The sequence below is a fragment of the Nodosilinea sp. FACHB-131 genome (genome assembly GCF_014695395.1).
Taxonomy (GTDB): Bacteria; Cyanobacteriota; Cyanobacteriia; order Phormidesmidales; family Phormidesmidaceae; genus Nodosilinea.
The window spans coordinates 159,296-173,084 of the sequence record NZ_JACJOF010000007.1 but is presented as its reverse complement, the minus strand read 5'-3'; the positions used below and the strand labels follow the sequence as shown (position 1 = coordinate 173,084).

The 13,789-nt window shown below is 52.4% G+C and carries 11 protein-coding genes; 2 read left to right on the top strand and 9 right to left on the bottom strand.

Going from position 1 to position 13,789, the window contains the following annotated elements; translation table 11 throughout:
- Window positions 1-619 precede the first annotated feature (619 nt).
- A complete protein-coding gene (locus H6F75_RS03835; RefSeq protein WP_190749392.1) occupies window positions 620-2,419 on the top strand; it encodes an ATP-binding cassette domain-containing protein in 1,800 nt (599 codons plus the stop codon).
- Between the two features lie 148 nt (window positions 2,420-2,567).
- Here the strand turns inward: H6F75_RS03835 and H6F75_RS03830 are convergent, their stop codons facing one another.
- The 9 genes from H6F75_RS03830 to surE form a co-directional block, all read right to left on the bottom strand.
- Window positions 2,568-3,719 (bottom strand): hypothetical protein, encoded by a 1,152-nt coding sequence (locus H6F75_RS03830; RefSeq protein ID WP_190749390.1) that lies wholly within the window; start codon window positions 3,717-3,719, stop codon window positions 2,568-2,570.
- A gap of 71 nt (window positions 3,720-3,790) precedes the next feature.
- On the bottom strand, window positions 3,791-4,534 hold the full coding sequence (locus tag H6F75_RS03825) for a precorrin-2 C(20)-methyltransferase (protein WP_190749388.1): 744 nt from the start codon (window positions 4,532-4,534) through the stop codon (window positions 3,791-3,793).
- A gap of 100 nt (window positions 4,535-4,634) precedes the next feature.
- Window positions 4,635-6,578, bottom strand: coding sequence for a sodium:proton antiporter (locus H6F75_RS03820; protein WP_190749386.1), 1,944 nt, complete (start codon window positions 6,576-6,578; stop codon window positions 4,635-4,637).
- Between the two features lie 65 nt (window positions 6,579-6,643).
- The gene (locus H6F75_RS03815) at window positions 6,644-7,834 is read right to left on the bottom strand and encodes an MltA domain-containing protein (RefSeq protein WP_347710604.1); all 1,191 of its coding nucleotides are present in this window, start codon (window positions 7,832-7,834) and stop codon (window positions 6,644-6,646) included.
- A 50-nt stretch (window positions 7,835-7,884) separates the two neighbouring features.
- Complete coding sequence (locus H6F75_RS03810) at window positions 7,885-8,139, bottom strand: hypothetical protein (RefSeq protein ID WP_073607332.1); 255 nt, start codon at window positions 8,137-8,139, stop codon at window positions 7,885-7,887.
- A gap of 132 nt (window positions 8,140-8,271) precedes the next feature.
- A complete protein-coding gene (locus H6F75_RS03805; protein WP_190749384.1) occupies window positions 8,272-9,180 on the bottom strand; it encodes a MoxR family ATPase in 909 nt (302 codons plus the stop codon).
- A 131-nt stretch (window positions 9,181-9,311) separates the two neighbouring features.
- On the bottom strand, window positions 9,312-10,352 hold the full coding sequence (locus tag H6F75_RS03800; protein WP_190749382.1) for a bifunctional riboflavin kinase/FAD synthetase: 1,041 nt from the start codon (window positions 10,350-10,352) through the stop codon (window positions 9,312-9,314).
- 89 nt (window positions 10,353-10,441) lie between these two features.
- Complete coding sequence (locus H6F75_RS03795) at window positions 10,442-11,350, bottom strand: MBL fold metallo-hydrolase (protein WP_190749380.1); 909 nt, start codon at window positions 11,348-11,350, stop codon at window positions 10,442-10,444.
- A 214-nt stretch (window positions 11,351-11,564) separates the two neighbouring features.
- On the bottom strand, window positions 11,565-12,401 hold the full coding sequence (gene surE, locus H6F75_RS03790; protein ID WP_190749378.1) for a 5'/3'-nucleotidase SurE: 837 nt from the start codon (window positions 12,399-12,401) through the stop codon (window positions 11,565-11,567).
- Window positions 12,402-12,519: 118 nt separating this feature from the next.
- On the opposite strand from surE, the gene pheS reads away from it, so the two are divergent.
- Window positions 12,520-13,521 carry a phenylalanine--tRNA ligase subunit alpha gene (pheS, locus tag H6F75_RS03785; RefSeq protein ID WP_190749376.1) on the top strand — a complete coding sequence of 334 codons (1,002 nt, stop codon included), beginning with the start codon at window positions 12,520-12,522 and terminating at the stop codon, window positions 13,519-13,521.
- Window positions 13,522-13,789: the final 268 nt, after the last annotated feature.

Here is a 13,789-nt window from a genome sequence, read left to right as displayed (position 1 = left end):
AAATTTTGGTGTTTTACGTAGCTATTCCACTACAACGTTTTCTGAAATCTATTTAGAAACAATTATATTAGATATGGATGAGCATTAGCCTTTTATTGGGTATATCCTATACGGCGAGGTGTAGTATAAATATCTGATGAAATTTTATAGTTGAAAGGCTTGACAAGAGCCTAGATTACACGATTTTATGGCAAGGTTCTTCCTTTACCAATTGCTTTCATTCATAAAGCTCATTTTGTAAGTACGATGAGAAGCTAGCATAATGAACTTTCCCTTCCCGGCAGAAGATCAGTGCAAGAGAAACTTTCTGAGGATAGATCTGGATAAACAGGAAGATGCTGTGAAGCTTCTTTAAAGTGTTTTCCTAGCAGCATGAATAATTTGCCTTACTCAATCTATCTTTACCGAGATTTGGGTACTATGATAGTGGGATATCTAGCAGGTTTTTTCCGCCCATAGCTTAGGTCACAATCAATTGCATAATTGTTGGGTCAAACATCATAGGCATCTAAACGATAGATCGTTTGTTCTGCTACGTCCTTAGTACAGAGGGTTTGTCAAGTACTTTTGCTCGGCTAATTCAGTTAGGGCATTTAGCAGTTATTTTGAGGGAGAAGTAGTGAGTTATTTTCAAAAATTCCTTTATGTTTTTTCTGGGCACCAGCGGCAATTAATTTGGCTAATTGGCATTTTTCTGCTCACATCCCTTTTAGAGGCTTTTGGGATAGGCTTAATTGGCCCATTTCTGAATTTGGCAGGTGACGCAGAAAAAGTTGTTCAGCAAAGCGATACCTTTAGTTGGATCTATCAAGTTTTTGGATTCACCAGCTTTGAAAGGCTCGTTCTTTGGTTCGGAATTTTTATTATCGTTATCTTTTTGCTAAAAGGAGCTATTTACTTCTTGAGCAAGCGCTACTCATACAAAGTTCTCTTTGATCAGAGGGCCGCTGTTCAAGAACGTCTTTTTAATACCTATTTGCTTGCTCCTTACGATTTTCATTTAACAAGAAATACTGCGGACTATATTAATAAAATAACTAACGAAACGCATCGATTCTGCTTCATGGTTTCTTTGCCTATGGTGGAATCGGTCTCCCATGCTATTGTAATTGCTACGCTTTTGGTGTTGATGGCGAAGACTAACAGTTTATTGTTAATTGTTTCACTAGCTGCGCTTTTTCCCGCTTTTGTAGTCTTCTCTTTCTTGGTGAAGCGATTAAAACAGTGGGGCAAACTATCGACCATTGCCCGGGAAGAAACCATCAAGGCTGTCAATCATGGATTGGGAGGTATCAAGGAAACTCGAGTCTTTGGTTGCGAAAATTATTTCCGTAAGGAATTAGAAGAGCATGTACACGAGGAAGCTCGAGTAGAAATTCTCTTTCAGAGTGCTCAATTTGTACCGCGAACAATGATTGAGACTCTTTTAATAACAGCTATTGTTGGTTTTGTCTGTGTCTCCCAGCTCCTTATAGGGCAGGATTTTCAGGCCGCAATTGCTAGTATGGGTGTATTTGCTGTTGCTTCTTTGAGGTTAATTCCAGCTGCTAGCAACTTGGCAGAGTGCATTGGTAAGCTGCGGAACTCAGCCCATAGTCTAGACATGATGTACCTAGATTTGAAGGAAATTGATAACAATGAGTTCAGCAAGTACGAAAATCCCTCATTGCTAGCAAGCTCTTCCTATACTCCTGACTATAAACATCCTTCCAACTTTTCTGAGAGCCTGAAGATTTCCGATATCTTTTATCAGTACCCTAGCTCTCCAAAACCTTCTCTGGTGGGTGTTTCAATGGAGATCAAGCGGGGAGAGTCTATTGGGCTCATAGGTCAATCTGGGGCAGGGAAAACAACTCTAGTGGATGTGATGTTAAGCCTCCTGATTCCTCAGAGTGGCGATATTTTTCTCGACGGAAAATCAATTTATGGTGATTTGCCGAACTGGAGAAAGCTAGTTGGCTATATACCTCAGTCTATCTTCTTGACCGACGACACTATTGAGAAGAATATTGCTTTCGGGGTTCCAAAAGCTGAGATTGACAACGAGCGTTTATGGTACGCAATCAAAGCAGCACAGCTTGAGGAATTGGTTCAAGACTTGCCAAACGGTATTGACACTGCAGTAGGTGAGCGTGGAGTGCGTCTCTCAGGCGGGCAACGCCAGCGCATTGGTATTGCCCGCGCACTTTACCACCAAAGAGAAATTCTCGTGTTAGACGAAGCAACTTCTGCTTTAGATAACGAAACGGAACGGCTAATTAGTGAATCGATTAGGGCTTTAGCTGGCTCTAAAACTCTAATTATCATTGCCCACCGGTTATCAACGATTGAGCACTGCGATCGCATCTACGTTCTCGACAAAGGTACAGTAGCCCGATCCGGAACCTATGCTGATGTTGTACTCGCACCTCAAAAATAGGTGCATGCCTGTCGGCCATCGGTGAGATTGAACAGATGCTTATTGATGGCCTTTCACCCCAGCGCTCAGTCGCTGGGGTGAAAGGCCATCAATAGCTAGTTAACCATTTATCGCTTTGTAAAATCAGTCGAAGTCCTCTGAGAGGCTTTCACTCAGCTGTTGAGTTACTGGGTTCTTCTGATGCAGCGGTGCGCGATTGTAGAAGAGCCTCACGACTGATACAGTTTTGGTCGTCATACTCTATTTCTACATTGACCTGATACAAAGTATTCGCTGCCAAGGTGCTGTCATCCGTGTTTTGTTGCTGAAGGTCTTGAAGGGCCTGTTCAGCAGCTTGGTTTAAGAACGGGTAACCGGTGCTTTTGAGCACTGTAGTCTGCAATTCAAGGCTGTCGCTAGTTTCACCGGGTAAGCCAACTACTCCCAGTAGCCCATCGGCAGGTTCAGGAGATAGGCAGAGCCGGCCACTGTAGGGAACTTTAAGAACAATAGGCTCAGAGGCCTCAGTGACCGCATCTCCTAATTTTTCTTGCACGGATTGCAGCCAGGCTGCCTTAGCAATTTCAACCTCATTGGCGCTGGTTTGAGCATCGTCAAACTCCACCCTGGCTAGTAGTTCACTAGCTTGCTCGGTCTCTTGTCCTGCTGATGGAACGGCAGGATTCGTGGGGTCTAGCGGAGCACTGGTGGCATCGGTGCCTTGTCCATTAGCCTGATTTGGTTCTAAATCAGCAGCCCCATTTTCGCTGGTATTTTCTGGAGAAGTAGTGGTTGGCGTCGAAGCGCCTTGGGGTGCATCTCCAGCAGGAGGCCTAACAGGGCGACGGATCACGCTCCTGTTGGGTGAAGCAGGGAAAGGGGTACGGCGGGGAGACAGCGTTATAGAGGAACGACCAGGGGAGGTATAGGGTGAGATACCTGAAGGAAAAGGATTAGAGGGCAACCTAGGGGCAGGGATCGCCAAGGACGCACCAAAGTCTGAACCAGGCTCAAGGGGTAGGCTGTTGCTTGAGGGAGGAAACAAACTCAGTAAATCGTCTCCACCGTCCAGAGAATAGGCGGGGGTCGAAAAGTCGGGTAGACGATTTTGCTCCTCGGGGGTGAGCTCAATCAACGGGACCCGCCGCTCTTCTGAACTTGAATCCCCTTCTCCCATAGCGGTGGCACTTAAGCTAGAAAAGGAGGGACCAGCAGCAAACAACACTACGTGAAACCCCAAGGACAACAGCGCTGCTATCGACTGGGGTTGACGGGCGGTTTCGAGCAGCTGGTTGAACCTGGGCGAGTTAGGTGAATTCATGCCGTACTATGCTGTTTGCGATCGCTACGATGTATTGACTTCACCCTATAAACCTGGGTTCCTAGTCATCTCTAGGGTAGCGGATTTGCCCCCGACCTTATGACCATAAGTGAAAAGTACGGCAGCTCTAGAGAAGGGTAATTCGTCAGAGGACGATAGATCACCTGAGTCGGCTGAGTGGCGTTCACTATGACCCAACTGTGCTCCAGGAGAAGCCGCTGATGTAGCAACTGCCAAATCTGGTTGTACACCGACCCTACCTTGAGCAGCACTACGACATCAGCCCAGGCCAAAATAGCGTCAAGCTCATCCACAGTATAAAGAGCAGGCAGTACCACCAACTTGTCTGACTGCACCGTCAGCGGTAATCCAAGGACGCTGACCGCTGCCATCGGTGAGCAAATGCCAGGAATGCGATTGATTTGTGCGGTTGGGTACCGACGCTCAAGACTCAAAGCCAGGTAGTTGAAGGTGCCGTAAAAGCTGAGATCGCCTTCACAGGCAAACACTACGTTCTGTCCTTGGCTGAGGCACTGCCAAACGCGATCGCCTGCCTGCTGCCAAGCGCTGGTGAGTTGGTCCGGGTCGAAAATGTAGGGAAAATCCAGCGGCAGTAGCTGTTGCTGACTTAGGTGTGGTGCAATGATTGTTTGGGCCAAACCGGGTCGACCGTTTCGCCCCTGGGGGAAGGCTACAACATCAGCTGACTGAAGATACTTGAGCGCTTTGAGCGTAATTAAGTCGGGGTCTCCGGGGCCAACACCTATGCCAGTGAGCGTACCCAGTGCTGAAACGTGAAGTAGGTTAGAAGCCATAAAGTTGATGCAGGTGAAAGCTGAAGCGCCATCTCGTCAGGAAAATTCAGCTTATCTAGAAACGGACATCTCCCAACGGTGACAGTAACCTTCGCTTGGCCTAAGAGCTTGGCCCCTCAGAAACAAGTGTTGCTATGGCGGTTTCTGCTATAGGATCCTTTGGCGCTAGGGGTACTGCCTCGACCACAGGCAATGTTTCTAGGGTGAGCCGAGTGGGCTGGATACCGCCGGCAAGCTGTTTGAGTAGTTTGGGTTTGGAGTCATGCCAGAGATAAATCATGCGATCGCCCACTTCCCATCGGTCTTGCCCTAGGCTAACTTTGAGCGCATCATCGCGCTCCACCAACAGGGGCACTATGGCGCCGCTGCGCACCAGCGTAGCCAGGTGAGCCTGTTGAAGCTCGCTGTTCTCCTGCCGCAGCAAAGTCTCACCCAAGCGCACCTCCCCGTCGCTGAGGTAAGTATTCCACTGTCTAAGGGCGAGGCGAGGCGTCTGTGCCCCCTTCAGCTGTCCTTGATTGGGCAACTCGCCTAAGCTTTTCTCCTGAGGCACTACCGCTACTACCCGTGCTGGCTGAAACTCTTCCAGCGCCCGCTGCGCTACGACAGCATTAACTTCGCCATTTTTTGTCATGGCCAAAAAGGTACCCGCTTTATCTAAACCCGCCCGTTCTAAGACATCGCGATCAAGAGCGCTGCTAATCAAAAGCTCAATGCCTTCCTTTTCAGCAGCCTCGCAGGCGGAATCGTTAGTGTCAATGATGACCACTGGGTCGCCGTATTCCTTGATTAAGCGGGCCACTAACAAACTGAGAGGGCTGCATCCAACAATTACGGCTCCCACCGCCGCAGCTTTGGTAATACCTAGCCAGCCGGCTACAAACCGAGCGGTAAGCCCCTGCACCATGACCGTCATGATAATGGTGAGAAACACAAGGGCCTTGATCGCCTCTCCCCCGCTAATACCCCGCTCGGTCAGCAAAATAGCAAACAGAGAGGCTACCGAGGCCGACACGATGCCGCGGGGAGCAACCCAGCCTAGAAACAGTTTTTGGCGCCAGTTCAAATCGCTGGATTGGGTACATAGCCAGATGTTTACTGGACGCACCACCACCATCAGCACTAGCACCGTCAAAACCGCTCCTGGGCCCAGGGCAAACACACTAGCAATTGACAGGTCTGCCGCCAGTAAAATAAACAGTACCGACACCGCCAGCACGGTTAGCTGTCCCTTAAATCGACGTAGCAGCCGTTCATCAGGCACCGACAGCCAGCGCACCATCATGCCCGCTACGACGGTGGTCATCAGGCCCGCTTCGCTACGAATGCTCTGGGCCAGCCCAAACAGCCCCCACAGCCCTGCCAGCACAATCAAGTTGCGCAGATCTTCCCCCAAAAAGCTGGCCTGCTTCAGCAAAAGACCCATCAGGCCACCGCCTACTACGCCAATCAGCGTGCCAATGCTCAGCCGTAAAATCAAGCCGCCAACAACCGTAGTAGGGTCGGCATCCCCATTGAGAATAATATCGAGCACTACCACCGCTAGGATGGCCCCAATGGGGTCAATGAGTACTCCTTCACCCTCCAACAGGGTTGCCACCTTACGATCGACCGCCACCTGGCGCAGCAGAGGACCGATTACGGTAGGGCCAGTCACCACTATTAGCGAAGCGTAAAGAAATGCCAGCGACCAGGGAAACTCCCCCAGCCAGTGAGCTGCCATACCGCCGCCAATTAGAGTGACGAAGATACCGATAGTAACCAAGTTGCGCAGACTATTCGACACCTGACCTAGTTCACTGAGCTCTAGGCTTAAGCCTCCCTCGAAGAGAATCAGCGCCACGCTGAGGGCCACGATTACCTCTAGCCCAATTCCTAAGTCTTGAGGATGGAGGAGCCCAATGCCATCCGGACCCAAGCCAATACCAAACAGCAGCAAAAAAATAATGCTAGGAACCCTAGCGATCTCTCCAATGACCTGCGCAGTCACTCCGGCCAGCACCGTGAGTACAATCTGTAGGGTGAGGGCAAAGGAAGTATCCATAGGCCTATAGGGTAACACCCCGACTGTGGCTAACTCGAGGAAACAGCGCTAGAAGCACTGCCCTCTCAGGGACGGAGCAGCAGGTAATATAAGTGCCCTGACGTGTTGATGCGTCCAGCTAGCTCGCCGGCTTGGCTGCCCGAGCCGACATACAAATCGACTCGCCCAGGACCTTGAATGGCACCGCCTGTATCTTGATCGAGTACTAGGCGGGTAGTGGGTTGGCTAACCCAGTCGCCCTGAGGTGTTTGCCGAGGTAATGACAGCTGAATAGCCGCGATCGCCCCCGGTGGCATTAATGACTTATCGGTAGCGATCGAGTAGCCAGCTGTCACCGGCACACTCAGGCTACCCGAAGGTGGCCCATCGCTGCCTTCACGAAAGAAGATAAACCGCTCATTTTGAGGCAAATAGTGATTCAGATCTTCGGGATGCTCTTCAAAATAGGCCAGCAGATTTGGCAGTGACAGCTCGTTTGGGTCGATTTTGCCATCGTCGACCAGGGCACGGCCAATGCTGGTGTAGGGATATTCAGTACGACCCGCATAGCCCACTGACATAACTTGACCACCAGTGAGTTGCAGTTTGGCCGACCCCTGCACCTGTACTAAAAACGCCTCCAGGCGATTGGCTAACCACACCAGTTCTAAACCCGCGAGGGCACCTTGCCCACCCGCTAAGCCATCCGCACCCTCCAGCTCTAGGCGGGTGGGGTGGGGCTGAGGCCAAGCATCTAGGGTAGGGGGGCGACGATAAAGAGGATAGCGATACTCGGCATTGGGAACCGCGCTGGCTCGATACTGCGGCTCAAAGTAGCCCGTGTAGGCGACGGTGCCCCTACCGTCAGCTCCAACCGATTCATAAACGACAAATTCTTGCCTTAAAGCAGCTTGAAAAGCCTGATTGCTGGGGCTAGTAGCAACTAGCTGCCGCAGTCGTTGCAGACTCCGCCAGACGCGATCGCGCGTAATGCCCGGTACCACATAAGCTTGATAATCTGCTGCCGCCTTAGGTGTAGCCAGGTAGGTAAGACTATGATTAATTGCCTGAATCAACGCTTGGCGGTCATCGGGCAGCACAAGTTCGGCCCATAGAGAGCTTTCCCTATCCCTCATCAATGGCGTCAGGGGCAGGGCGGCTGAGGGCTGAGCGTCAGCGGGAAGATCTGAAACGACAAGACCCTGAGCTTCACTCCTCTCAGCAGCCAGCGCGAACAGTCCGCCGCTTTGCCCAGCTAGACAGGCTACCGTTGCCACACCTACTGTCAGCAACTGAGTCTTTGTGCTTGCTCTCACCCAACCAACCATTAATACCGCTCAACGCTAGAGCTAAACACCGGCTCCACCCGAATCGCACTGACGCGGGATGGGCGAATGACCATATATTCGCCAGGATTGACTTTAGGTAGGGGCACTGTGATGAACTCATCGGAGGTGGCCTTGGGCATCAATTCGCCGCTATACCACTTTTGAAAATCTTGAATGGAAGAGAAGCGTACCTCTTCGTGGTGGCCGCCATCCAACAGCATGTGAATGATGTACTCACTGGGCGTTCTTGGCATAGGAAATTGCGATCCTTCAGTTCACCGCCCCTATTATGGGCTGTTTGGCCATAAAAACTACCATTCTCTCCAGGGGAATTTTGTTTGCCCTGTCAATGCAAAAGCTGCACGTCGCTCTAAGTGAGCACCGTTTTAAGGAATTGGCGTAGTTTCGAGCAGGTCAGCTACTAGCCGCTGAGACCGATGGTGACCGGCAGGGATCAGGCGATGGGCCAAAACGTGAGGAGCTAACTGCTTAGCATCATCAGGGATAGCATAGCTGCGTCCTTCTAAGTAAGCCAAGGCCTGAACCGCCTTATAGAACGCCACCGAGCCCCGAGGACTGACCCCAAGGGTAATGTCGCTGTGGGTGCGGGTGGCCCGTACAAGGTCGAGGATGTAGTGCTGCAGCGACTCTTCCACCGTCACCCGGGCACATTCTGCCCGCAGAGCCATGACCTCATCTAGCGAGATGCAGGGTTGAATATCGTGGGGAGAGACCCCACCCCCGAGGCGCTGGAGCATGCTCAGCTCTTCACTCTCGGTGGGATAGCCAAGGCTAAAGGAGAGAGCAAACCGATCCATCTGGGCTTCGGGGAGAGGAAAAGTGCCCTGATATTCCACTGGGTTTTGGGTTGCGATCACAAAGAATGGGGCCGGCACTGGACGCGACAGGCCGTCTAGAGTCACCTGGTGCTCTTCCATCACCTCCAGTAGTGCTGACTGGGTGCGGGGGGTCGCTCGGTTGATTTCGTCAGCCAGCAAAATGTTGGCAAACACCGGCCCCGGCATGAACTGAAACTCACCGCTGTTAGGATTCCAGATGTTGGTGCCAGTCACGTCGGTAGGTAAGAGGTCGGGAGTGCACTGAATGCGCTGAAATCGACCATCGATACAACGGGCCAGCGATTTGGCCAGCAGAGTCTTGCCGACCCCTGGCACATCCTCAAGCAGAGCATGCCCTCCTGAGAACAACGCCACTAGCACCAGTCGAATGGAGTCTGATTTACCGACGATGGTTTTGTCTAAATTTTGAACTAGCGTTTCGATCCGCTCACGCATGCTGGTGACCCCTGCTATACCAAGTCCAGCTTGGCAACTGCGGTTTACCCGAAGGAAAACCTTTACCCCTGGACGTGACTTAAATGTGTTTAGGCCTATGATGCCCCGATCGCCCCTCAACTGCCTACCAGCTATCGCGCTAGTTCTCTCAGCGCCTGTTGGCAGTCGCGCTGAATTTGGGTCTTGAGATCATCAAGACTGGCAAATTTTTGCTCGGGCCGTAGAAAACTATGTAGAGAAACCTCCAAAGTTTTGTCGTAGAGGTTGCCCTCCCAGTTGAGCAGGTGTACTTCGATGGTGAGCGCAGCTCCCTTCACCGTGGGGCGGGTGCCCAGGTTCATTACCCCCGGTACGAGGGGATAAGGAGTTTGGGTTGCCCCATGCACCCAAACGCTATAAACCCCCGTTTGAGGCAAAAATTTCTCGGCGGGCAGGTGTAGATTCGCGGTAGGAAACCCAATGGTTCGCCCCAGCTGCTGCCCTTTTACCACTCGACCAACCAAACTGTAGGGCCGACCCAGCAGTGCCTTGACCGTATCGAGGTCGGTTTTTTCCAAGGCCTGGCGAATGCGAGAGCTGCTAATGCGATCGGCACCTAAATCAACAACGGGAGCAATGTGCACCTGAACACCGTAGCGGGCAGCTAACGCTTTCAGGTCGTCTACAGTGCCCTGACGTTTCTTGCCAAAGCAAAAGTCTTTGCCCACACTGATATGCTGTACCCGCAAATACTTGACTAGCAACGTTTCCACAAAGTCTTCAGGCGACAGGTTAGCCAAGGATTGATCAAAGGGCAATAGCACCAGTTGACCAATGCCCAAACGGCTAATCTGAGCAGCTTTTTCAGGTAGAGGCGTCAGCAGCGAACGAGCTTGCCCCGAGAAGAACTCCTGCGGATGCGGAAAAAACGTCATCACGGTAGGAATAGGGGTCGCTGCCGGCTGAGAGCTTGAGGTTGGCAAACCGATGTGAGTTCTCTGGCGATGGCTCAACCCTCGCAGTGACACTTCAGGCAGCTGCGGTAGATTGGCATGGGGCACGCCTTGCCCCTGAGTCCCTGGGGGCACCACTGAGCGAATGACGGCCTGATGCCCTAAATGGACACCATCAAAGTTCCCCAAGGCGATCGCCGTTGGAGTAATAGCCGTTGTAAGCGAAGACGTGATCCACACGCTTTACATTTTTACACAGTCTGTTGGGCTCAACCTGGCTGAGAAGTAATTCAGCGGATGCAAGGTTTGAAATATGTCAGGTTCAAGGATCAGGGGTAATTCCCTAAGGCCTTGGTGCCAATGGCTTTCGACGTCAGAGTAGCGCGGGCGGCAGTCAGATCAATCACCATGCCTTCTTTGGCCACCACTGCGCCAGGGAACACTGCTTTGGTTTGAACCGCTATCTGATCCATAAAGTCGTCGTCGTGGGCAGGGTCATGGTGGAAGATGACTAGGGTCTTGACCCCAGCTGCTTTGGCGACCTTCACCGCCTCCTGCCAAGTGGAGTGGCCCCAGCTGACCTTGCTCGATTTGGGGTCGTGGTACTCGTCGTCGGTATAGGTGGCGTCGTAGATCATGACGTCGGCATCGCGGGCCAGCCACACAGCATTGTCATCCAGACGGTCGGGGTAGTGCTCGGTATCGGTAATGTAGGCAGCCACCTGATTTTGCCAGGTCACCCGGTAACCTACCGCTTCGCCAGGGTGGTTGAGCAGGGCATTTTCGATGGTGATGTCGCCCATGTGGAGGGTTTCCCCCACTTCGATATCGCAAAATTTCAAGTCAGCCCCCATCACCTGGAGAGGCACCGGAAAGTTAGGGTGCAACATCTGGTCGTTGAGGCGCTGCTCAATGGTGGAGCCGTTGGGAGCGATCGCACCGTAGATATTAAACCGATTGCCCCGCACAAAGGCCGGCACAAAGAAAGGAAAGCCCTGGATGTGATCCCAGTGGGAGTGGGTAAAAAACATGTTGGCCTCGACGGGCATTTCGGCCAGCAATGACAGACCCAGCTCGCGTAAACCAGTACCCCCGTCAAAAATTAGGCGATGTCCCCCTACCAACATCTCGACGCAGGACGTGTTACCGCCGTAGCGCACCGTAGACGGCCCTGGGCAAGCAATGCTTCCACGCACACCCCAAAACCGCACTAAAAACTGCTCAGTAAGCTCAGCCATGAATCTCTCGGAGATGGGAAAGCATGGAATATCAGGCTAAAAATACAAATGCGCCTTAAGGTAGAGCACAACCTGAGATTTCTTTAATAGTAATGAAATCTAATCAAAATGATTAGGGTAGAGGGCCCCTTACCGAGAAGACCTCAGAGTGCTGTTAGATGCCTTGCCTTAGTTTGCCCGGAAGCGCCATGAAATTGCGCCGTAGATCATAATTTTACTCTACTTGCTCCGGCAACAGCGGCCGCTGACCCTGGGCTAAATCTAACAGATCGCCTACGGCAGTCAGGTTATATTGCAGCGGTGTAACCGAGATGTATCGATCGCGAATAGCTTGCACATCGGTCGGAATAGCTACCATAGCCTGAGTCAAGTCAGGAGGCCAGCCTTGATTAGGTAAGGGATCCTCGATATCTTCGACGGCTTCCCCCGCTAGCCAGTAGTAGGTTTTACCCCGAGGGTCGAGGCGTTTTTCAAACTGGTCAAAATAGCGGCGAATGCCTTGGCGAGTAATCTGGGCACCTTTGATCTCCGTTGCTGGTACCGCTGGCACGTTGACGTTGAGCAGCATGGGGCGCCCTAGGGGGAAGCGATCGCGATCGGCCAGCAGGCTACAGATGAAATCGGCAGCGGGGACAAAGCTACCTTGGGTGAAGCTGGTCAGACTAACGGCGATCGCCGGAATGCCCTCCATGACCCCCTCCATCGCCGCCGACACCGTGCCCGAATAGACCACGTCAGTGCCTAGGTTGGCGCCGTGGTTGATGCCCGAGACTACAACCTCTGGGGGCGTTGCCATCAGCGCCCCCAGGGCCAGCTTGACGCAGTCGGCGGGGGTGCCAGAGCAGCTCCAGGCCTCGACGTCATCCTTAAACACCGACTCGATCATCTCAGCACGAATTGGCTTGTGCATCGTGAGCCCATGGCCCGTAGCAGAACGCTCGCGATCGGGGCACACCACGGTAACCCGGTGACCCGCCGCCGCCAGGGTAGAGGCTAGGGTGCGCATACCTAGGGCAAAAATGCCGTCGTCGTTGCTAATGAGAATATTCATGACTGTTCCCCTGCCACACTAAAATAATCAAAGCCCAAGCTAGCCTAGAGCGCCAAGGTATCGCCCAAAGCTGGCCGGGCTAGCCTCCCTAATATTGTTGTTGCACCATACACGCAGAATGACCGCCCCACCCACCTCGCTCGAAACCGACCTAATGGCCATGAAGGAGGCCGCCCAGAGCGCGATCGCCGCCGCCGCCACCCTAGACGAACTAGAGCAGCTGCGCATTGGCTATCTGGGGAAAAAGGGCCAGCTCTCCAAGGTGCTGGGAGGCATGGGCAAGCTCTCCGCTGAAGAGCGTCCCCGCATTGGTGCGTTGGCTAACGAAGTCAAAGAACTCATTCAAACCCGGCTCGATCAGGGGAAGAGTGCTCTAGAAGCCGCTCGCATTGAAGCCCAGCTAGCCACCGAAACCCTGGATGTCACCATGCCAGGCATCTTTCAACCCCAAGGCCGCATTCACCCTATCAACAGCATCATCGATCGCATCGTCGATATTTTTGTGGGCTTGGGCTATACCGTCGCCGACGGCCCCGAAATTGAGACTGACTACTATAACTTCGAAGCCCTCAATTTTCTGCCCGACCACCCGGCCCGCGATATGCAGGACACGCTGTACCTGCCCAACGGTCATCTCATGCGCACCCACACCTCCAACACCCAAATTCGCTATATGCAGGCCAATGAGCCGCCTCTGCGGGCCGTTGCTATTGGTCGCTGCTATCGCCGCGACACGGTAGATGCCACTCACGCCGCCGTGTTTCACCAGATTGAGTTCTTCGCGGTGGATACTGACATTACCTTCACCGACCTGCGAGGCACCATCAAGGTGTTTCTAGAAGCACTCTACGGCGAGATTCCTGTACGGTTTCGGCCCAGCTTCTTCCCGTTCACTGAGCCCTCCGCCGAGGTAGATGTAGAGTGGCAAGGCAAGTGGCTAGAGGTGCTAGGCTGCGGCATAATCGACCCTAACGTGCTGAAATCTGTCGGTTACGATCCTGAAGTTTACAGTGGCTTCGCAGCAGGCCTAGGGGTAGAGCGCCTAGCCATGGTTCAGCATCAAATTGATGACATTCGCCGGCTTTACACCAGCGACCTGCGGTTTTTACGGCAGTTCTAGATGGCTGCTAACCCTAGCGTTGTTTAAGGGCAGTCTAAGGTTAGCTAAGTCAAATTCTTAAACAGCTGAAGTGCCTTCGGCTTAGAGATTTGACTGCCTTAATAGCGGCTCACGCGTTCTGACGCGATAGAGCGGTGAGCTAAAACTCCGCACCGCTGTCGCGGCTCCGCACCCTTTTGCGATCGCTTTGCAGAAAGTTCTCTCCAAACAGAACCCTGCTAAAACTCTGTATACAATGGACTGTATACAGAAACGTCACGGTTTATGA

Excerpts from the sequence above, each read along its gene's own strand:
- H6F75_RS03810 (WP_073607332.1), bottom strand. The coding sequence starts at position 8,139 with ATGCCAAGAACGCCCAGTGAGTACATCATTCACATGCTGTTGGATGGC.
- H6F75_RS03820 (WP_190749386.1), bottom strand. The coding sequence starts at position 6,578 with ATGGATACTTCCTTTGCCCTCACCCTACAGATTGTACTCACGGTGCTG.
- pheS (WP_190749376.1), top strand. The coding sequence starts at position 12,520 with ATGACCGCCCCACCCACCTCGCTCGAAACCGACCTAATGGCCATGAAG.
- H6F75_RS03830 (WP_190749390.1), bottom strand. The coding sequence starts at position 3,719 with ATGAATTCACCTAACTCGCCCAGGTTCAACCAGCTGCTCGAAACCGCC.
- H6F75_RS03825 (WP_190749388.1), bottom strand. The coding sequence starts at position 4,534 with ATGGCTTCTAACCTACTTCACGTTTCAGCACTGGGTACGCTCACTGGC.
- surE (WP_190749378.1), bottom strand. The coding sequence starts at position 12,401 with ATGAATATTCTCATTAGCAACGACGACGGCATTTTTGCCCTAGGTATG.
- H6F75_RS03795 (WP_190749380.1), bottom strand. The coding sequence starts at position 11,350 with ATGGCTGAGCTTACTGAGCAGTTTTTAGTGCGGTTTTGGGGTGTGCGT.
- H6F75_RS03805 (WP_190749384.1), bottom strand. The coding sequence starts at position 9,180 with ATGCGTGAGCGGATCGAAACGCTAGTTCAAAATTTAGACAAAACCATC.